25 protein-coding genes, 1 tRNA gene and 5 pseudogenes are annotated in these 17,574 nt (G+C 46.6%); 14 read left to right on the top strand and 17 right to left on the bottom strand.

What is annotated here, in order from left to right; all coding sequences use genetic code 11:
* Window positions 1-236: 236 nt before the first annotated feature.
* From JCM11217_RS07625 to JCM11217_RS07620, 3 genes and pseudogenes are all read right to left on the bottom strand, one after another.
* The gene (locus JCM11217_RS07625; RefSeq protein WP_243678732.1) at window positions 237-638 is read right to left on the bottom strand and encodes a hypothetical protein; all 402 of its coding nucleotides are present in this window, start codon (window positions 636-638) and stop codon (window positions 237-239) included.
* A gap of 155 nt (window positions 639-793) precedes the next feature.
* A complete protein-coding gene (locus JCM11217_RS15135; protein ID WP_243678777.1) occupies window positions 794-1,123 on the bottom strand; it encodes a hypothetical protein in 330 nt (109 codons plus the stop codon).
* 120 nt (window positions 1,124-1,243) lie between these two features.
* Window positions 1,244-2,817, bottom strand: a pseudogene (locus JCM11217_RS07620) (acetoacetate--CoA ligase); the annotation flags it as partial.
* Window positions 2,818-2,952: 135 nt separating this feature from the next.
* Between JCM11217_RS07620 and JCM11217_RS07610 the strand changes: the two are divergent.
* From JCM11217_RS07610 to JCM11217_RS07580, 8 genes and pseudogenes are all read left to right on the top strand, one after another.
* Window positions 2,953-3,555 (top strand): annotated as a pseudogene (locus JCM11217_RS07610) (30S ribosomal protein S19).
* A 61-nt stretch (window positions 3,556-3,616) separates the two neighbouring features.
* Window positions 3,617-4,149 (top strand): annotated as a pseudogene (rpl7ae, locus tag JCM11217_RS07605) (50S ribosomal protein L7Ae).
* Window positions 4,142-4,384, top strand: a complete 243-nt coding sequence (locus tag JCM11217_RS07600; RefSeq protein WP_054842552.1) for a 30S ribosomal protein S28e — start codon at window positions 4,142-4,144, stop codon at window positions 4,382-4,384. Before rpl7ae ends, JCM11217_RS07600 begins: the two are co-directional and overlap by 8 nt.
* 127 nt (window positions 4,385-4,511) lie before the next feature.
* Window positions 4,512-4,757 carry a hypothetical protein gene (locus tag JCM11217_RS07595; RefSeq protein ID WP_243678731.1) on the top strand — a complete coding sequence of 82 codons (246 nt, stop codon included), beginning with the start codon at window positions 4,512-4,514 and terminating at the stop codon, window positions 4,755-4,757.
* 163 nt (window positions 4,758-4,920) lie between these two features.
* Window positions 4,921-5,502, top strand: coding sequence for a hypothetical protein (locus tag JCM11217_RS07590; protein WP_054842551.1), 582 nt, complete (start codon window positions 4,921-4,923; stop codon window positions 5,500-5,502).
* Entirely contained in the window at window positions 5,499-5,675 is a 177-nt protein-coding gene (locus JCM11217_RS15130) for a hypothetical protein (protein WP_243678730.1), read from the top strand. The genes JCM11217_RS07590 and JCM11217_RS15130 overlap by 4 nt, the downstream gene beginning before the upstream one ends.
* Window positions 5,644-6,222, top strand: a complete 579-nt coding sequence (locus tag JCM11217_RS07585; RefSeq protein WP_243678729.1) for a hypothetical protein — start codon at window positions 5,644-5,646, stop codon at window positions 6,220-6,222. The genes JCM11217_RS15130 and JCM11217_RS07585 overlap by 32 nt, the downstream gene beginning before the upstream one ends.
* Window positions 6,219-6,851, top strand: coding sequence for a prolyl oligopeptidase family serine peptidase (locus tag JCM11217_RS07580; protein WP_243678728.1), 633 nt, complete (start codon window positions 6,219-6,221; stop codon window positions 6,849-6,851). The genes JCM11217_RS07585 and JCM11217_RS07580 overlap by 4 nt, the downstream gene beginning before the upstream one ends.
* A gap of 3 nt (window positions 6,852-6,854) precedes the next feature.
* Here JCM11217_RS07580 and JCM11217_RS07575 read toward each other — a convergent pair whose 3' ends face one another.
* On the bottom strand, window positions 6,855-7,472 hold the full coding sequence (locus JCM11217_RS07575; protein WP_243678727.1) for a 50S ribosomal protein L32e: 618 nt from the start codon (window positions 7,470-7,472) through the stop codon (window positions 6,855-6,857).
* A gap of 41 nt (window positions 7,473-7,513) precedes the next feature.
* Window positions 7,514-7,908 (bottom strand): annotated as a pseudogene (locus JCM11217_RS07570) (30S ribosomal protein S8).
* 244 nt (window positions 7,909-8,152) lie between these two features.
* On the opposite strand from JCM11217_RS07570, the gene JCM11217_RS07565 reads away from it, so the two are divergent.
* Window positions 8,153-8,518, top strand: coding sequence for a TA0938 family protein (locus tag JCM11217_RS07565; RefSeq protein ID WP_054842547.1), 366 nt, complete (start codon window positions 8,153-8,155; stop codon window positions 8,516-8,518).
* A gap of 276 nt (window positions 8,519-8,794) precedes the next feature.
* Here JCM11217_RS07565 and JCM11217_RS15125 read toward each other — a convergent pair.
* From JCM11217_RS15125 to JCM11217_RS15110, 5 genes are all read right to left on the bottom strand, one after another.
* Window positions 8,795-8,929 (bottom strand) — tRNA-Pro (locus JCM11217_RS15125).
* A 54-nt stretch (window positions 8,930-8,983) separates the two neighbouring features.
* Window positions 8,984-9,247 carry a hypothetical protein gene (locus JCM11217_RS07555; RefSeq protein WP_054842546.1) on the bottom strand — a complete coding sequence of 88 codons (264 nt, stop codon included), beginning with the start codon at window positions 9,245-9,247 and terminating at the stop codon, window positions 8,984-8,986.
* An 18-nt stretch (window positions 9,248-9,265) separates the two neighbouring features.
* Complete coding sequence (locus JCM11217_RS15120; protein WP_243678776.1) at window positions 9,266-9,610, bottom strand: heterodisulfide reductase-related iron-sulfur binding cluster; 345 nt, start codon at window positions 9,608-9,610, stop codon at window positions 9,266-9,268.
* Window positions 9,604-10,200, bottom strand: coding sequence for a (Fe-S)-binding protein (locus tag JCM11217_RS15115; protein WP_243678726.1), 597 nt, complete (start codon window positions 10,198-10,200; stop codon window positions 9,604-9,606). The genes JCM11217_RS15120 and JCM11217_RS15115 overlap by 7 nt, the downstream gene beginning before the upstream one ends.
* Before the next feature lie 123 nt (window positions 10,201-10,323).
* Window positions 10,324-10,653, bottom strand: a complete 330-nt coding sequence (locus tag JCM11217_RS15110; protein ID WP_243678725.1) for a (Fe-S)-binding protein — start codon at window positions 10,651-10,653, stop codon at window positions 10,324-10,326.
* Between the two features lie 163 nt (window positions 10,654-10,816).
* Here JCM11217_RS15110 and JCM11217_RS07545 point away from each other — a divergent pair, with 163 nt between their 5' ends.
* Genes JCM11217_RS07545 through JCM11217_RS15100 form a run of 3 tightly spaced genes read left to right on the top strand, consistent with a single transcriptional unit; the run spans window position 10,817 to window position 11,597 of the window.
* Window positions 10,817-11,221: a 30S ribosomal protein S8e gene (locus tag JCM11217_RS07545; protein WP_054842545.1), complete on the top strand. Its 405-nt coding sequence runs from the start codon at window positions 10,817-10,819 to the stop codon at window positions 11,219-11,221.
* 40 nt (window positions 11,222-11,261) lie between these two features.
* The gene (locus JCM11217_RS15105; RefSeq protein ID WP_243678724.1) at window positions 11,262-11,381 is read left to right on the top strand and encodes a signal recognition particle subunit SRP19/SEC65 family protein; all 120 of its coding nucleotides are present in this window, start codon (window positions 11,262-11,264) and stop codon (window positions 11,379-11,381) included.
* A gap of 24 nt (window positions 11,382-11,405) precedes the next feature.
* A complete protein-coding gene (locus tag JCM11217_RS15100; RefSeq protein WP_243678723.1) occupies window positions 11,406-11,597 on the top strand; it encodes a hypothetical protein in 192 nt (63 codons plus the stop codon).
* Here JCM11217_RS15100 and JCM11217_RS07535 read toward each other — a convergent pair.
* Both JCM11217_RS07535 and JCM11217_RS07530 read right to left on the bottom strand, forming a co-directional pair.
* On the bottom strand, window positions 11,594-11,890 hold the full coding sequence (locus JCM11217_RS07535) for a hypothetical protein (protein WP_054842544.1): 297 nt from the start codon (window positions 11,888-11,890) through the stop codon (window positions 11,594-11,596). The two genes, JCM11217_RS15100 and JCM11217_RS07535, sit on opposite strands and share 4 nt — an antisense overlap.
* Window positions 11,891-11,927: 37 nt before the next feature.
* Complete coding sequence (locus JCM11217_RS07530) at window positions 11,928-12,308, bottom strand: hypothetical protein (RefSeq protein ID WP_243678775.1); 381 nt, start codon at window positions 12,306-12,308, stop codon at window positions 11,928-11,930.
* 108 nt (window positions 12,309-12,416) lie between these two features.
* On the opposite strand from JCM11217_RS07530, the pseudogene JCM11217_RS07525 reads away from it, so the two are divergent.
* Window positions 12,417-13,801 (top strand): annotated as a pseudogene (locus JCM11217_RS07525) (bifunctional hydroxymethylpyrimidine kinase/phosphomethylpyrimidine kinase).
* A gap of 22 nt (window positions 13,802-13,823) precedes the next feature.
* Here JCM11217_RS07525 and JCM11217_RS15095 read toward each other — a convergent pair.
* From JCM11217_RS15095 to JCM11217_RS07510, 3 genes are all read right to left on the bottom strand, one after another.
* Complete coding sequence (locus tag JCM11217_RS15095; protein WP_243678722.1) at window positions 13,824-14,018, bottom strand: hypothetical protein; 195 nt, start codon at window positions 14,016-14,018, stop codon at window positions 13,824-13,826.
* Window positions 14,019-14,251: 233 nt separating this feature from the next.
* Window positions 14,252-14,413 (bottom strand): 50S ribosomal protein L40e, encoded by a 162-nt coding sequence (locus JCM11217_RS07515; RefSeq protein WP_054842543.1) that lies wholly within the window; start codon window positions 14,411-14,413, stop codon window positions 14,252-14,254.
* A 50-nt stretch (window positions 14,414-14,463) separates the two neighbouring features.
* A complete protein-coding gene (locus JCM11217_RS07510; RefSeq protein WP_054842542.1) occupies window positions 14,464-14,784 on the bottom strand; it encodes an AbrB/MazE/SpoVT family DNA-binding domain-containing protein in 321 nt (106 codons plus the stop codon).
* Window positions 14,785-14,912: 128 nt separating this feature from the next.
* Here JCM11217_RS07510 and JCM11217_RS07505 point away from each other — a divergent pair, with 128 nt between their 5' ends.
* Window positions 14,913-15,503, top strand: a complete 591-nt coding sequence (locus tag JCM11217_RS07505) for a MarC family protein (RefSeq protein ID WP_054842541.1) — start codon at window positions 14,913-14,915, stop codon at window positions 15,501-15,503.
* Window positions 15,504-15,604: 101 nt separating this feature from the next.
* On the opposite strand, the gene JCM11217_RS15090 is transcribed toward JCM11217_RS07505, so the two are convergent.
* Together JCM11217_RS15090 and JCM11217_RS07500 are read right to left on the bottom strand one after the other, a co-directional pair.
* Window positions 15,605-15,889 (bottom strand): hypothetical protein, encoded by a 285-nt coding sequence (locus JCM11217_RS15090; protein WP_243678721.1) that lies wholly within the window; start codon window positions 15,887-15,889, stop codon window positions 15,605-15,607.
* Entirely contained in the window at window positions 15,886-17,553 is a 1,668-nt protein-coding gene (locus JCM11217_RS07500) for a S53 family peptidase (RefSeq protein ID WP_243678720.1), read from the bottom strand. Before JCM11217_RS07500 ends, JCM11217_RS15090 begins: the two co-directional genes overlap by 4 nt.
* Between the last annotated feature and the right edge of the window lie 21 nt (window positions 17,554-17,574).

Here is a 17,574-nt window from a genome sequence, read left to right as displayed (position 1 = left end):
GGCCGAACCCTCAGGTAATAAGTACGAAATATCCCTAGGTACAACCCTAGCAAGTTAAACGCAAACCACTCCTCAATAACCTCCCTAAGCACACTCTCAATACTCATGCCGTGAACTCAAGTATAAATAGGAAACAATCTAATTATAAATCTGTTTCCTATAGAAAACAAAGTAAACAAAAACTAAACGTGGGTATTTATTTAAATGAGTAAATAAAAATGTTTGGCATTATGCCATTAATTATTTTTCTCTTTTAAATAATTACTTAGGCATTCTTTATTTATTGTTATTCTCCTGTTTATCCATGCCCTCTCGGTTATTTTTATTGGCTGTATCATCTCATCCATCACAGTGAGTGGGTCGTAATCCCTACTCAGGACTATGCACCTACCCTTCCTCAGGCATTCCTTGGCGGCCCTAACCTCGGCTGGCTCGTCCTCTGCCAGTATGTAGTCGAGGCCTAGCTCCCTAAGCCACTTAATCCTGGTTTCGGCGATGGCCTTATGCTCAGGCCTTGAGTAATCAATCACGAACACCACGCTTGGCCTTAGGTAATCATAATCAAGGGCGAGCCTAACGTTCACTAGGAATGCCCTTGGGTCTCTGAGGCCGTAGGTTATGCTCGCCAGGTCTATCATTAAGTAGTCATACCTATCATTGACTAGGTCTGGTAGGGTCCCGCGCTCAACTTCAACAACGCACTTTGCATATATCCTCCTGAGCCTTGGTCCATTAATTACTCCGTTATTTTCATTGATATTTTATGAAATAAATAACTAAGGTTTAAGGAATATCACTCCTTCATTATTTCGTCCATGTATGGCTTCAGCGCCTCAATAACGGCGTAAAAGGCCTCGGGATTTAGGATTGCGTTTATGTTCACGGCCTTGTCAATGGGCCAGCCCATTAGGACCTTCTTAATGGGGACCTCAAGTTTCTTGTAGTTCCTCGTCATTGGTATGTCTGGGACCTGAATTATGTAGTCAGCAATGTAGTAAGGCCCCAACTGACTCCTTAATGCGTCATTTATCTTCTTCTTCAACTCCTCAGTTAATTGTAGGCCGGGCCTCAGGGCTACGAAGAGTATTAGCTTATTCTTGACCTCAACGGCTAGGCTACCCACGACCTCTGGCAGGGACTCAACGACCTTGTATATGTCCAGGGTCCCAATCCTAATCCCCTTCCTCTTTATCGTTGAGTCTGAACGCCCACTTATTATTATTGTGCCCCTATCCGTTATTAACGCCCAATCACCGTGCCTCCACACACCCGGGAACATGCTGAAGTAGGACTCCCTGTACCAGTTGTAGTCTGGGTCGTTCCAGAAGTAGATGGGCATTGAGGGCATTGGCTTCTCAATGACTAGCTCACCGACCTCATTAACCACGGGCTTACCCTCCTCATTATACACATTAACCGCAGCTCCTAACCACCTGCACTGCATCTCGCCCTCCCACACGGGCAGTATTGGACAGCCCCCAACGAATGCCGAGACAACGTCAGTACCACCACTAATTGGTGCTAGCCACACGTCTTCCTTAACCTTGGTGTAAACCCACTCAAAGCCCTGAGGCGATAGGGGTGCTGCCGTTGATCCAATCTCCCTAAGCGTCTTCAGGTTGAATTGCTTTCCAGGCTCTATGGTGGACTTCATGGCAGCGTGAATATAGGGCGCACTGAGACCAAGTATTGTGAGACCCTCCTTCTCCGTAATCTCCCAGTAGGCTCGAAGTTCCTGGCCGTTGGATCACCATCATAGAAGAGTATTGTCGTACCGAAGAGTAGGGCATCAACCGTGAAGTTCCACATCATCCATGAGGGTGTCGTGTACCAGGTGAACTTATCACTTGGCTTATAATCCATGTGGAGACCAACCTTATACGCCTCGAGGAGGACACCACCGTGGCTGTGGACCACGGGCTTCGGTATACCTGTAGTCCCCCCCGACGTGAATAAAACCCATAGTGGTTCATTGAACTCCATGGGTTCGAAGGAGAGCCCAACACCCCCCCTCCTGCCTGTGACCTCCCTCCAATCATGCACTGGCTTACCAAGGCTTAGCTCCACCGAGTCCCTCATGTTTGGCACTACGACAACCCTCTCAATACTCTTTACCGAGTCAACTATCTGCTTAATGTCGCCGTACTTATCAAACACCCTACCCCCCCTGTATGGGTAGCCATCCACCGCAATCAACACCCTGGGCTGGAGAAGGTTAAACCTATCAATTGCGGCCCTAGGCGCCAACTCAGCACCAACCCCCCCAACCCAAATGGCCCCCCCGATGCTCGCCGTGGCCAGCAACGCCACCACCGCCTCCGGGACCTGGCTAACGTACGCGGCGACCCTATCACCCCCCCTGCCAACACCAACACTCCTAAGCCAATCAGCCAAAGCCGCAACCTCCCTATACAGTTGATCCCACGTAAGGCTCCTCCTAAGCCCATCCTCCCTAACGTAGATCACAGCCTCCTCGCCCCCCCAACGGGCAGCCTTAAACACGTGCTCCGCATAATTAAGCCTAGAACCAATGAACCAGCGAGTTCCAGGCATGGTTTTTGGCTCGAGAACCTTAGTATAGGGTGAGTGGGAAATAACGCCAAAGTACCGCCAGACACTAACCCAGAAGTTCTCGAGATCCTCAACACTCCACCTCCAAAGCCTATCATAATTACCCACATTCCTCAAAGGATCATCAATGGAAACCTCAAACCTAAGACCAAAAACCTCACCAAGCCAATCAACGAACCTCAATATGTTGGAATTCCTAATTACATCTTGATTGGGCTGCCAAAGAACCTTAACCTCCTCCGTCATATTAATTATTGCTTATTAAGTACCTTATTAAAATTAATTCATTTAAATACCGCTTTACATAGGTGAAGCGATTAATAAATCCGTAAGTCACGCAACGAGTAAAAGTTATAAATAAGGTGGTTACTGCGGTTTTGAATGTCGAAGAAGCCAGAGACAAAGGCGCCGGGTAAGGCTGAGGAGAAGGCTGGAGCCAAGGCTGCTGGTAAGGCAGCAGAGAAGGCTGCCGAAAAGCCAGCAGCTGCGCCAGCCGCTGCAGCAGCGGCTAAGGAGGAAGAGGAGGGTGCAGAGGCTGGTAGGAAGGGTTGGTTAACGGCTGCGTGATACCGCAGGAGGAGTGGAAGGGATTTAGGTACAGGGGGTTTCACGTTTGAGGAGATCTCCAGGATGTCCATGGAGGAATTCATTAAGTTATTGCCGGCTAGGCAGAGGAGGTCGTTAATGAGGGGTTTAAAGCCTGAGCATAGGAAGTTCCTCGAGAAGGTTAGGAAGGCTAAGAAGCTAATGGCTGAGGGTAAGAAGGTAACCCTTAAGACCCACGCCAGGGACATGATAATACTACCTGAGATGGTTGGTTTAACGGTCGCGGTATACAACGGCATTACCTATTTACCGGTCACGATTAGCCCATGGCACGTCGGTCACTATCTGGGCGAGTTCGCGATAACCTCAAAGATTGTGCAGCATGGTGAACCCGGTCTCAAGGCTACGAGGAGTACGCTGCACATAGCCTCAAAGTAATCCCTTCATTACTTCGTATTGAAAAATACTTATAAATGCCAATTTCACGGTTTAGACGAGTATGGCAACAGTAAGTATAGACCCAAAGACATTTTACGCAAACCCACCACAGGGGGGGAAGCCATTCTACGTTAGATTCGCAGTGCCGCAGGAAATAGCTGAGAAGGCCTATGAAGTATTGTCGGCCGCCAGGGAGACGGGGGGGAAGATAAAGAAGGGTACGAATGAGGTAACGAAGGCTGTGGAGAGGGGGGGCTTAGCTAAGTTAGTCCTTATAGCGGAGGATGTCGACCCACCAGAGATCGTCGCACACCTACCAATACTCTGCGAGGAGAAGGGCGTGCCTTACGTCTACGTGCCAAGTAAGGAGAGGCTTGGCAAGGCCGCTGGATTACAGAATACGTCGCAGCCTCAGCAGTAATAATCGACCCAGGGCAGGCAGGCGCCGAATTGGAGAACCTCGTTAAGCAGATAAACGATGTTAGGGTTAAGGCCGGCCTCAACCCAATACAACTACCGCAGCCACAGGCCGCGCCGCCGGCGAGAAGGCACCTGCCAAGAGGGCTGCCAGGAAGGGTGAATCTAAGTGAGTGAGGAGACTAAGGTTGAGAGGTTTAGTCCGTATGAGGATGCCGTTGCCGCATTGGTAGTTCAAATACTGGGTAGGACTGGCATAGCCGGTGAGGTTAGTATTGTTAGGGTTAGGATACTTGAGGGTAGGGATAAGGGTAGGGTAATAACTAGGAACGTGAAGGGCCCAGTCAGGGTTGGAGACATTGTAATGCTTAGGGAGACGGAGAGGGAGGCTAGGAAGCTAACGGTCAAATAAGCATAGTTACTTATTAAATCATGAATAATTAATCTCTCAATTAAATTTCTCGGTACTGACCACGGTAATAAGAACTTATTTAGCCACGTAAATAAGGAATTTATTACCGCAGTAATCCGTGGTTTACGTGCCGTTCATAGACCTGTTGATTATTCTTTCAATACCCATGGTTATTATACACGCAACAATAGCATTGATTAGCCTAAGATACTTAACGGTGCCTAGGCTTATTGGCCTACCGATAGCAATTTATGAGAGTGCCTATTACGTGCTGCTTCTAACCTACGTTATACTTAACCATTACGCCGCTGTACTGCTGGGGGGGATTACTGTGCTGTTCCTGATAATACATGTAGGTGGGACTTACTTATAAGTGAGGGGGGGTTCGTTGAGCTATCTATCACGTAGTCGCAGTAACCTTAGGCGTTATGGTTATTACGAAATTGCAGAGCTCACGTTCATAATTGCGGTGATGGGAATACTTGCCCATTGACTTGGGTGAAATCTTAATAGTCCAATAAATTCCCGTATTATTAATGGTTAGGAGGTTGGTAATTGAGGACTTAAGACTCATTAGAATGGTCCATGACCTAGACGCAGACATCGATAACGGTATCCTAGCCTTCACAGTCTCTAAAATTGCGGATTCCCTAGAGGATTACGAAAGAAATGTATGGGTTTATGATGGTAAATCCCTTAGGCAGGTTACAAGGGGTAATAGTGACTTCTCACCAAGGATTTTTAGCGGTAGGGGCTTGGTATTCCTATCGAGGAGAGGGCTTGGTAAGGACAAGCCGGGTGTTGAGGTTTGGTACTTGCCATTTGATGGTGGTGAGGCCGTTAAGATAGCCCACGTTAGTGGTGGCGTTAATGACTTACGTATTGTTGGTAATACCATGTACTTTATTAGTAATGTTGGTCCTGTCCAGGAGGATGTTAAGTTCGTTGATGATTGGCCCCCCCTGTGGTTCAACGGTAGGGGGGGGTTCATACACACATTTAGGTCGCAATTATTCTCAATGGACTTGAGCGGCTCCATTAGACAGGTAACCAGCGGTGATTTCAACGTGGTGGCGTATGACGTCGAACCTGGCGGTAAGAGGGTTGCCGTAGCGTGAGTACTGATAGGTTTAGGCCTTATCGGAATGAGGTTTGGGTAATAAACCTGGAAACGAATGAGAGATACACCATCCTTAGTAATTATAGTGTATCGGCAATTAGGTGGTCACCGGATGGCAAGTACCTGGCGCTTGTTGGTAATGATCTTCACAGGGGGCTTCGCAACCCATGACCACGTACTACTCATGAGACCTGATGGTGGTGAGATCATTGATTTGATGAAGGACGTCGATAGGAATGTTGGTAACAGCCTAAATAGTGATGTTAGAGGCTCAGCACCGCCAATAAAGCTTCAGTGGGTTAATGACTGGGTCTACTTCATAATGATGGATGGTGGGTCAGCAAAGCTCGTTAGGGCCGGCGTCAATGGTGGTGTCGAGACCGTGATTGGCGGTGAAAGGAGTATTGAGGATTTCGTGGTCATGAAGGATGGCACTATCTACTTCATCTCTATGGACCCACTGAGACCCACTGAGCTATATAGGTGGTTCAATGGCAGTGAGGATAGGGTAACGAACTTCAATGACTGGGTCAGCTCAGTGGAGCTTTCGAGACCTGAACCCTTTAGGTTCCGCGCCAGTGATGGTAGGGAGGTTGAGGGTTGGTTAATGAGACCCGCTGGGTTTAAGCAGGGCATTAAATATCCAGCGGTTCTGGAGATACATGGCGGTCCGAAGACGCCTACGGCTATTCATTCATGTTCGAATTCCAATTATTGACTAGTGAGGGTTTTGCCGTGATCTTCATGAATCCAAGGGGGGGTAGTGATGGTTATGATGAGGAGTTCGCGGATATACGTGGGCATTACGGCGAGAGGGATTATGAGGACTTAATGGAGGGTTTGGACTACGTAATTAGGAATTATGACTTCATAGACCCAAATCGACTGGGCGTCATTGGTGGGTCGTATGGCGGCTTCATGACCAACTGGGTAATAACGCACACGGATAGGTTTAGGGCAGCCATCACCGATAGGTCAATATCTAACTGGGTCAGCTTCTTTGGCGCCAGTGACATAGGGCCCTACTTCGCCAATGACCAAATAGGTGGCGGTGAGAATAGGGACTTCTGGACCTACCTCGAGAGCTACACGGCTAAGTCACCGATTATGTATGTGAAGAATGTCAAGACACCGCTACTGATAATACACTCACTCGAGGATTACCGATGCTGGTTCGAACAGGCAATACAACTATACACAGCACTTAAGTACCTGGGTAAGGAGGTCAGGATGGTTGTTTTTCCTGGGGGGGAGAACCATGACCTTTCCAGGTTCGGTAAGCCAAATCACAGGATAGTTAGGCTAAGGGCTATCGTTGATTGGTTCAATGAGAAGTTAAAGGCTTGAGGATTACTGGCTTCTTCTTAATTCCTCAATAACGTCCTTTGTCACGTTAATGACCCTCACACCCTTCTCAATAGCCCTCTTTACAATCTCGATCCTCTTCCTAAGACCGACGGTCCTACCAATAACTATCGCCTCCCTCGTTGGGTCAACCCTATCAACCTCCTCAGGCCTATGAACAATCACAAGCCTAAAACCGCTTGGGTGTAGGTTCCTGACTAGCCTCGGCTTTCCATAACCAACCTTAACCCTCTTCGGGTAACCCTTAATCTCAAGCCTGATCTTATTATCATCGCCCCCCCTGGGCCTACGCCAGTGCTCGCCATGGGCAACCCTCAAGTACCTCCACTCATCCATCCTCATCCAACGCGGCTCCCTCCTCTCCATCAACAACCTAAGCCTCAACAACTGCCTTAATTTGCCACTTAATGAAACCCTGGGCCTGGGCAACTTAACCTCCTTAACCTCGGGCTTAGTCTCTGGCTTAGCCACAGCCTGCTCAGCGGCTTGCTGAGGCTGTTGAGCCTGCTGAGTCTGCGCTGAGGTCTCCGGCTGGGTGGCTTGCTCACTCGTTGATTGCTGTTGAGTCTCCTGCTCCGTTGGCTTACTCTCCTCCGTGGACATCGTAGAAGCACCTTGTTAATGCCTTTTTAAATTTATTACCATTAATAGACGTAGGCTATGAGTACGCCCCCCAATATTCATCTGCTTAGCCTCTAGGTGCGATAACACGCCCTTCGAAGTGCTAAGAATTAGTATACCCACATTCCTCGCCGGTAAGTACTTCTCCTCCCACTTCATTAGCTCAGAGGCCTTAACACTGAACCTGGGCTTTATGGCACCGACATCGTTTATTTTACCGAGAAGTTGAACCTTAAACTTACCACCTACCATCCTCAATAAACTCAATCTCACCAACATAACCATACCTCTGCATAACCCTGAGAACATTACCAACAAGCTTAGAAGACGGCCAAATAATCACCTCTCTATGACCCCCCCTCATCTCCGCATTCTTAATCATCGTCAATGCGTTCACCAAAACATCAAGCATTACCATACAACCAACGATCAAAGGCACAAATTAAAAACTTTACTAAGTCGTCAGCGAAGGACCACATCATCAAGGCTCAGCCGTACTCCCTAACATCACGGTTAGAAATGCGTGGGGGGGGCGGGTTTAAATGCTTGGCTGTGTGTAATATATTTATTTGTATTGAAATAAATATTAATAAATATAACTGTTCATAAAAGATTAGAAGCCGCAAAACACAATAAATTAGGATAACTAACAACTTAATATTATGAAGGTCCTAATTAATGGCAGGGAGGTTGGTGATGAACACGGTGGATGCGCATTATGTGGTGATAATAGGGAGACGGGTACCTACCTGAGTATTGATGGAACGCTTAGGTGTAAGGTGTGCGGTAAGCCGTGGAGTGGGACTTATCAGGAAGTCGCTGGCGCCAAGCTATACTTTTGTTGTGGGGGGGATCATTATAAGGAGTTTAGGAGGATAATACAGAGGGCCATCGCGATAGGTAACATTGGTAGGGTGAAGACCGTGCTCATTTACATAAATGGTGGTGAAAGAAGCATAAGAGTTGAGGATTATGATGGTAGGATGGTAACGATAAACGAATCAATATTTAACCTGACTGAGCAATGAGCAATGAGAGCAACAAGTGATGAGCGATTTAATTTGATAAGAGTTGACCTGCATTTATAAGGTTAGGAGAAACTACAATGATAAGTTTGAGAGGATCTTAATAAGGTTTTAAACTTCTTTAAGGAAATACTGATGCTTCATAAATGCAAAACTTTACAGAAGAATTACGATCCTTCGAATACCTAAATATTAATATTAATATATAGTGAATGAAGAGACCTAGAATCATGTTCTTAATAATGGCAGTGAATCTGCATTTAATTAAATGTAAGTCCATGGTGGGGCCGCCGGGATTTGAACTTACCCCGTACGTCCAATCGGACGCACGACCGGGTTCACCGGCTTCGTGCCAACCCATTCATCGGGCTGGTGCCCCAGGCCGGCATCCTAGCCAGGCTAGACTACGGCCCCGGTAATTTGCATTCCATGGGCAATTTTAAGCTTTTCAGTGTAATGCTCCCTTCGTTAAGCCATCTCTTCATACACCCTCTCCACGTACTTCCTATCTCCATTACACGTTGGCTCGGCTTTACCAACCATGTTGTCAAACCTCACTGCGCAGTAGGTAATTAATTCGTTCGTTTTTACTCCATAAATGGCTATGAGAACCTTAATCCTATTCAATACATTGTCGTAACGAAGAACGCTCATGTACAATGGCTCGTTCTCAAGACCTAAGTACCTGGCCAGAAACTCCATTACGCGTTTATAAAACGCGTAGTCAATCATTGGATCGAGATTAAATTTTCAAAAAATTAAAGGTATTGTCCATTGAAATGAGAGGCTACGTTTTCGCCGTTTCGGTATCATGGCCTTATACACTAGGTCCATTAGCCCTGTGAATGTTAGTTCATGATTATGCAATTTATTTAGTCTTGGTAATACCCTGTCCATCTGTAGCTTGCAGGCTGCGCATGGTACTACAATACAATCCGCGCCCTCGTTAATGGCTTTTAAGTACCAAAGCTCTGCGTATTTAATGGATAATTCCTCCATTTCCTTAGCCAGCATTCCACTTGTTCCTCCACAGCATATGGCTAGTTCGGGCCTATCATTCAACTCCACATAATGCACCACGGCATTACTCAATATGAACCTCGGCTCCTTAACAAGGTCGCCACCCCCCCTGGCATAGTGACATGGTCCATGTATATATAGGTCAGGTCGCCATTAGCCAACGCATTCAGTTTAATTAAACCCTTCCTTACGGCGTCTGCTGCTATATAGAGTATGTGCGTCCCCCCCTCAATACCGTACTCCCTAAGCCTTGGCACCACGTAGTTCTTGAATACCCTCCAGCCATGACCACACTCACCGGCTATCACTAACTTAACGCCCAACCTACGTGACTCCTCGACTATTCTCTCCGCAATGAGCCTCATGTGTCTCTCATCCATGAATAAGCCATAATTCGTTATATCAGGCGCCCTAGTGCTTAGGGTGAAGTCTATACCCAACTCATTGAGTAGTAGTATGTAGCCCTTAAGCGTGTTTATAGCCACCGTGTAGTCAGCGCAAGCCGATGGAAGTAATAGGGCGTAGGCAGGTTCATTAATCTTGACCCTAACGTTAACGCCCTTCTCAAGCTTGATTTGATCGACCACGTTCAGTATTATTTCCTTAATTACGTCCTCGGGCAAGCCGAGGAAGTTCCCCCCCGTGGATTCCAGGTTATTTATCACCCCCCGCTACGTAATTAGGAGCCAACTCCATTTCATAAAGTATCGACCTAATGGTCCTCGAGATGTCGGCAACGTCAACACCGAAGGACAGGCCCAAGCGCATCTCCTGCATGTTAAGCATTGTCAAAAGTACGTGTATGCCTCATTTATTAAATTCTCATTAACGGAGCCACGCATTAATGACCTTGCCAGGGCTATCCTACCTAACGGTGAATTCTTAATATTACGTGTCGCCAAGTACGCGGAGCATACCGTTAGGCATGCACCGCAGCCCATACAAAGACTTAGCGAAAGAGCTAAGTTCCTGTTTTCACGCAATCTCCTTCTTAGCAATTCCCTAAACTCATTAATGCCATGCTCACCTCGCCTAATGCCAATCATGCTATGGAGCCTTTCAATTAGGTCTGGAGGGGCCTTCTCATGCCTATACTCATTAATTGAGGCATTACTCATTGCCTATTTCATTGTTTTATCAATGCCTTAATACATTATTGTATGTGCAAAATCTGCACCTCAGCGAGGAGTTAGGTTCGTCATCATTCCGCAACGGGACGCATCATCACCAATAATTTCACGAGGCAAAATCTTTTAAAGGCAATGCCCGCGTTGGGTCTTCGTGGTTAAGCTGCTGAGTTTCTACCAGGGTAGGGATGCGAAGAAACCGAGTGGCGGTTTTAGGGCTAGGCCGTATAAGGTTAAGAGGAAGGCGCTTGGTGGTGGACCTCCGACCAACACCACGTTGTCGAGTAATGACGTTAGGAGGGTGATTAGGGTCTATGGTGGTAATGTTAAGGTTAAGGCAGTCAGTGTTCAATACGCTAACCTATACATTCCTAAGGAGGGTAAGGCCGTTAAGGTGAAGATACTCAGAGTTCTCGAGACGCCAGCAAATAGGGAGTTGGCTAAGAGGGATATCATTGTTAAGGGCGCCATTATCGAGACCGAGAGGGGGGGTAGGGCCGTGGTCACGTCAAGGCCTGGGCAGGACGGCGTGGTTAATGCGGTACTCCTGGAGAAGTAATGGGTTAAGCGTTATTAATTAGTGATTTCATTAATAACCCGTGGATAAGAGGGATTATTGGATTATTTGGACTGTTTACTTCGACTCAAGTAAGAGTAGGGGCTTTGGTAGGAAGGTCCCAAATAGCGTGGCTGTGAAGTCGCGACAATTGATGAGTTAGTTAAGGCGGTTAGTAATCTTGGCCTTGAGTTTGAGGTTTACAGCGATAAGAAGCATCCGGGTAATTGGTTTGAGGGGGCCTTATGGCTATGTTGCTGTGAGGAAGGAATCGGCCATTAGGAGATTTAATTCAATAAATAAGAGGAGGTTGCTCATGCTTATAGCCAGGGAATTGGTTAAGATTAGGCAATCAACGACGCAGGCCAGGAGCACTTAATTAACCATGCTTATTATCATCCTCAGGCTCATTAAGTCACTTAGTGCGTGAAGCAGTGATTGTAGTAGGTCCTTAGTAATTGGTGAGTTTATTATTGATTTTATTACTTCCTCAGGGTTGCCCAATGATTGCGGGTTTATGCCCGTCGGCATTGGCATGTCAAGCTCAATCTCCACTTCATTTAAGCCCTGGGACGCCACCTTAAGCATTACGTTGTTTCCATAGTCCTTAAACCAGTAATCACCATTATCACTTCTTCTGAAGCCCATGCTCTTAAGAACGTTTATGAGCATTGAATCACCGCGTTATTAAGTCCCTTAAATCGTTTGCTCACTCATATGTGGCTATTATAATGGCCAATAGAGCGAGTAGTATTGCCGATATCACGAGCCTACGCCCACGGTACGGACTAATACCTGACAGCCATAGGAAGCCGCCAATAATCCCAAAGAGCAGTGCGAGCACTGTTGATGCATTGTATATTACATTCTTGAGGAAGTTCGTGAATGATATTAAATCGGCGAGCGCCGTATTTATTACGTTCTCTGTGCTATTGGTTATTGAGTTCATGAAGTCATTTATCGTACTTGTTACATTACTCGCGGCATTGTTAATATCGTTGGTGCTCTGCGATGCGTGAACCACCAGTGGTGTTACCACGGTAATTAGTATTACGAGGAATATCTCCAGGGTTTTCCTCATTTCCTTCACCAATACCTTAATTATCATTTCGATTAATTAATTACTTTCAGTCTACTCTCTCGTGAATGCCGTCATTAATAAAAGCTTTATATAATCATAATAAGCGCATTATTTTGCATGAAGATACCAAGGGCACTGACAATAGCAGGACTGGACTCTGGCGGTGGTGCTGGTATCACGGCCGACCTAAAGACCTTCCACGCACTTGGGGTTTACGGCATGGTCGCCCTAACGGCAGTAACCGCGCAGAACACCCTCGGCGTTAGGGCTGTCCAGGAAATTGACCCATCGATAGTTGAGGCGCAGATAAATGCTGTGGCTGAGGACATAGGCGTTGACGCGGCTAAGACAGGCATGTTGAGTAGTTCACCAATTATGGAGCCGTAGCCCGCACAGTCAAGAGGTGGGGGGGATTCCCACTGGTTGTTGATCCAGTCATGTATGCCAAGAGTGGTGACCCACTCATTAGGCCTGAGGCCATGGAAACCCTAAAACGCGTAATAATACCCATCGCCAAGGTCGTAACTCCGAATGCGCCTGAGGCATCGCACCTAGCAGGCTTTCATGTAGAGACACTCGATGATGCTAAGAGGGCTGCTAAGGTTATTGCTGAGGAGCTTCACCCAGAGATCGTCATTGTTAAGGGTGGCCACTTAACAGGTAGTGAGAGTATTGACGTTGTTTACTTCAGGGATTCGGGTGAGTATAGGGAGTTGAGGGCTCCGAGGATTGACACCAAGAATACCCATGGGACTGGGTGCTCATTTTCAGCGGCTATAGCCGCCGGCTTAGCAAGGGGTCTGGATCCTTGGGAGGCGATTAAGTTGGCTAAGGAGTTGATAACCACGGCTATCAAGTACTCATTACCGCTGGGTCATGGGCATGGTCCAGTCAATCCAATGGCTTGGCTTGAGCTTAGGGCTTATAGGGCTGACGTTATTGATGAGATGAATAAGGCGTTAAGCATAATTGAGGAGAACGCCGACCTAATTGGGAATTACATACCCGAGGTTCAGTCAAACCTGGGCTACTCATTACCTGCCTTTTATGCCAGGGATCTAAATGATGTCGCTGCAGTGCCGGGTAGGATAGTTAGGTACATAGGAAGGGCCCGGCCAAGTGGTCCACCGACCTTCGGCGTTAGCTCTCACGTCGCTAATTACATACTCACGGCAATGAAGTATGACCCGGAGATCAGGTCTGCAATGAATATTAAGTATGATGATAGGGTGATAGAGGCCGCGAAGGAGCTTGGCTATGTAGTTAGTAGCTATGATAGGAGGCAGGAACCACCTGACGTTAAGGCTAGGGAGGGTGCGTCAATACCCTGGGGGGGCACTGAACAAGCCATAAAGAGCGTGGGCAGGGTTCCTGACATTATTTATCACCTTGGTGATTGGGGTAAGGAGCCTGAGATTGTGATACTCGGTAGAAGCCCAACGGAGGTTGTTAATAAGTTGTTAACATTGTTGAGGCGTGTCAACGAGAAATCTCGTTTTTAACAATTTATGTTAAGGCGGCTCATTAAATTAAAACTACCTGTAGATACTTATCTCCACGCCTACTTATCCTATACTTACTTACCTTACCATCCCTAAGAACAACGACTTCACCACTTACGTTCTTAGCCACAGGTCTCCAACTCGGCGAGAAGTAATACTCACTTCTCTTAAACTTGGACTTGGCTAGTGGATATGCATTACCATTATACAGTATCACACCAACACTCCACTCGGGCGCCTTATCAACAAGTGATGAGTAATCCTCACCGCCCGTGGACCCCCCTCGTTACCTTCCTCGTTTTCAGATTCCTCCTCGTATTTATCCTCGTCCTCCATTACATAAAGCTCAAACCACCTCTTTATATTTTTATCTAAGCACCGACAGAACCAACGATGAATGCACGTAATTAGGCAATACACTAGGAATATTGGAATTAGAGTGTTGAGTAATTATCTCTTGAACCTCTTTGGTCTCAGGTTCTTACTCTTACACCTCCTGCACTTCTCAGCCCCCCCCGGCGGATTTCTAGCCCCCCCGCACTCCCTGCATATCCAGTAATTGAATCTGTGCTCAATGGCTATCCTAAGCTTCTCAGGGTCGCTAATGGGCATACGTGCCTATGAAGTTAAGGGCCTTTTTATATTTTTACCTATTTCAGCGGTCATTCAACGGGTATTATTGACTTAATCTTAATCTCATCAAGAGGCTTTATCCCGTACTTCTCCCTTATTTCCTTCGGTATTGTGAACTGCCTACTGGCCGTGTTCCTAGTCCTCAATAATTTAACCTTCTCAAGCGTTATTTCCTGACCGAAGTATTCAATGGTTATGTTTGCGTACGTGACATTCTCAATATTGAGAGCCTTAACTAAACTGGCTGGTATAAGTACTTGGTAGTTTATATATATCTTCGTTACGTATGGCAATTTAGTAATTACCATACTTCTCCTAACCCTCCTTACCCTAGATATTCCAGATGCCATATCAATGATTTGATTACAAATTAATTTATTAAAGTTTCTAATTAAGACTTGAAAAATTAGGATGTAAGCATGTCATAGCAACGTACATAGTGAACTCTTTTAAAGGGTTTAAGCATTATCATTGGATAATGAGTATTGCAATTGACGTATTAATAATGACCACACAACTAATTGCAATAGTGGACCCAGTCGGTGCACTACCAATAATGGTTAGTATGCCTGGGATTGAAAAGCCCGAGGTATTCAGTAAAGCCCTTAGGATAATTGCGATCGCCGTACCATCACTATTGATAATATTCGCAGTTGTTGGACAGTACATACTGGAGGCCTTCAACATAAGCATCGCAGACTTCAGGATTGCCGGCGGCATAGTACTCCTCGTAATTGGAATTGACACGCTCAGGGAAGGCTCGCCAAAAACCATGAGTTTGAGTCCAGAGGAGTTCATATTCACGCCAATAGTGACGCCAATGCTCGTTGGGCCTGGCGCAATAACCTCAGTGATGCTCTTCACCACGTATTACGGGATTCCCGAGGTCATAATAAGCATACTCATAGCATCGTTAATAACGTACTTGGTGATTAGGTTCAGCTTCTCAATAATTAGGTTCATTGGAGTCAACATGCTTAAATTTATCGGTAGGTTCCTAAGCCTTATAATCATGGCATGGGCAGTATCATTGATAATAGAGGGAATTAGAGGAGCGTTACTGATTTAATTGAATATTATAGTGAAATTGAGTGATAAATTTTAATTTTAATAAATCTTCATTATTGCCCTAGCCAATCTGCATTTGAGATATGAAGAGATACCTCGGCGTTATGTACGGAAGTAGGTGGCTAGGCCATAGACGTTTATCTGCCCAAGGCCATCAACCGGTTCCACCGGCCCTGAATAACCCAGTAAAGTCCATTCTCGCCACCAAGAGTCACAAACATAGCCCCCAGGTACTCCAGTTAAGAACCAACGGGTTGGGTATGCTGTACTCCATGCATAGAATTGGCATGGGTAATAGTAATACAGTAGGTATAGGTTGGGTGCTAGGTCGCCTATTGTGTAGTCAACGCCAGTGCCGTATAGGTAGCTCTGTATTGTGGTTGTCATGCCCGCGGATAGAGCGTCGCCAAGCTAGTGCCACCGATTAGGTAGGGTGGTATGATGCCATTAAGGACTATTAAGACGCCGGTGAATGGGTCAGCATCCGCCGCAATGTCCGGAACACCCCCCCTATGCCCAACAGTGTAGAAGTAGACACCCAGGTCTGGCTCATACACGTAGGTCCTCTCATAAATAATATGTATCAACGCCTGCCCAGGCGTCTCTAAGAAGGCAAAGGAGTAACCACCACCACTACCCCACATGTAGTGGCTATTCCAATTCCATGCATATTCAATACGACTAGTCATTATGGGGCTAATCACACCCCCCCTAAGTGTAGTACCACCAACGCCTGTTACCCATGGGTCGCTGGCTGGGTATAGGACGCTTGGTTCCATGGGCATGTTAAGGTACAGCCAATACGTGTCGAAGGCGCCGCTATCGCCGGATGCAGCGAATACTCCAATGCCCTCCGCAGCTGCCTGCATGAATATCTCGTCATAGCCATAGAGTAGGTTGTAACTTGGTGGTGGGTAATAGAACATGTCCTCATAGGCGCCCCAGCTAAGGCTTATGAAGTTGGCTAGGTGATTAGCGACCACATACTCTACATCAACGAATAGGTCATCGCCAGAGTCAGGCGATACAACGAGAAGTATTTTGGCGCCAGGTGCCATCGTATGAGCATACTCAATGTCTAATGCGGTCTCCCAGGACCAACCAGCCGCCGTGTAGATATTCTCAGGCGTGAGTATTGGCACGCCGGTTGGGTAAATGACCTGGCATGAAGCAGGCGGCGGTAAGTTAAACTTACTATCGAAAGTCGCCAGGTCCTGGCACGCAACTGATACGTACTTTGATGGAACGATGCCCGTGAATGTCGCGTTATAGGCACCCTCAAAGTCTCCAAAGGCGTCAACGATGGCTATGGTTAGGCCCTGGCCCGTGTAACCGCTGTATGTGTATCCGCTGAATAGTGGTAACTCGTCATAGATGAACTCTAGACCCTTTGGTAGCCATATCTCTGCCTGACGATACCTAATCTGTAATGGTACTCCGTTTAGTAAGGTAACGTTGGTTGTAAGTACGGTATTCACGTTGGTGGTGTTTAAGTACGTGGCTACGTACTGCGGTTTATAGGATGGCGTAACACTACCTACGTAGAAGTAGCCGATTGGTATGCATTCACCCGATAATATCCATTTCTGGACATTACCTGGTGCTGATTGTAGGGCTGTTAGGAAGTTGTCTACTGCCGATGCGTTGCCAGTGGCTTCTATGAGCATTGGGAATGTGTAATTAACGACTAAGCCATACTCCTCAGCAAGACCCGTTATATAACTAAAGACATAACCAGGCGGTGAGTACCACTCGGCAAACTCTTGAGGAGTGATGAATTCGTGGTAATACGGACTAAATGGGTTGTAATACATTTGGTCTAGGAGGTATAGTAAGCCATTGGATGTGGTCACGTTATTAAGCCTCAACCAAATTATTACGTGACTTAGGGTAGAGCCTGATACCGTTGGTATTACCTCGGTGCATGTGAAGTATTGAGGGGTTGTTGATGGACCCGACGGTGGGAATCCTTGGGCATGAGCCACTACCGTTATTGCCATGATTAGTACTAACGCCATTGTTATTAGTACCGCCCTTGTTAAATTCGTCATAAATTAACTAATTGCTCTTAC

Origin of the sequence: Vulcanisaeta distributa JCM 11217, from assembly GCF_001316005.1 — an archaeon.
GTDB classification, from domain to species: domain Archaea; phylum Thermoproteota; class Thermoprotei; order Thermoproteales; family Thermocladiaceae; genus Vulcanisaeta; species Vulcanisaeta distributa_B.
This window is presented reverse-complemented; position numbering and strand designations above follow the sequence as displayed.

Excerpts from the sequence above, each read along its gene's own strand:
- JCM11217_RS07500 (WP_243678720.1), bottom strand. The coding sequence starts at position 17,553 with ATGACGAATTTAACAAGGGCGGTACTAATAACAATGGCGTTAGTACTA.
- JCM11217_RS07575 (WP_243678727.1), bottom strand. The coding sequence starts at position 7,472 with ATGTCCACGGAGGAGAGTAAGCCAACGGAGCAGGAGACTCAACAGCAA.
- JCM11217_RS07590 (WP_054842551.1), top strand. The coding sequence starts at position 4,921 with ATGGTTAGGAGGTTGGTAATTGAGGACTTAAGACTCATTAGAATGGTC.
- JCM11217_RS07505 (WP_054842541.1), top strand. The coding sequence starts at position 14,913 with ATGAGTATTGCAATTGACGTATTAATAATGACCACACAACTAATTGCA.
- JCM11217_RS15110 (WP_243678725.1), bottom strand. The coding sequence starts at position 10,653 with ATGAGTAATGCCTCAATTAATGAGTATAGGCATGAGAAGGCCCCTCCA.
- JCM11217_RS15090 (WP_243678721.1), bottom strand. The coding sequence starts at position 15,889 with ATGACAACCACAATACAGAGCTACCTATACGGCACTGGCGTTGACTAC.
- JCM11217_RS07515 (WP_054842543.1), bottom strand. The coding sequence starts at position 14,413 with ATGCCCATTAGCGACCCTGAGAAGCTTAGGATAGCCATTGAGCACAGA.
- JCM11217_RS07585 (WP_243678729.1), top strand. The coding sequence starts at position 5,644 with ATGATCTTCACAGGGGGCTTCGCAACCCATGACCACGTACTACTCATG.
- JCM11217_RS07555 (WP_054842546.1), bottom strand. The coding sequence starts at position 9,247 with ATGATTGACTACGCGTTTTATAAACGCGTAATGGAGTTTCTGGCCAGG.
- JCM11217_RS07535 (WP_054842544.1), bottom strand. The coding sequence starts at position 11,890 with ATGCTCATAAACGTTCTTAAGAGCATGGGCTTCAGAAGAAGTGATAAT.
- JCM11217_RS07565 (WP_054842547.1), top strand. The coding sequence starts at position 8,153 with ATGAAGGTCCTAATTAATGGCAGGGAGGTTGGTGATGAACACGGTGGA.
- JCM11217_RS07625 (WP_243678732.1), bottom strand. The coding sequence starts at position 638 with ATGATAGACCTGGCGAGCATAACCTACGGCCTCAGAGACCCAAGGGCA.
- JCM11217_RS07510 (WP_054842542.1), bottom strand. The coding sequence starts at position 14,784 with ATGGCATCTGGAATATCTAGGGTAAGGAGGGTTAGGAGAAGTATGGTA.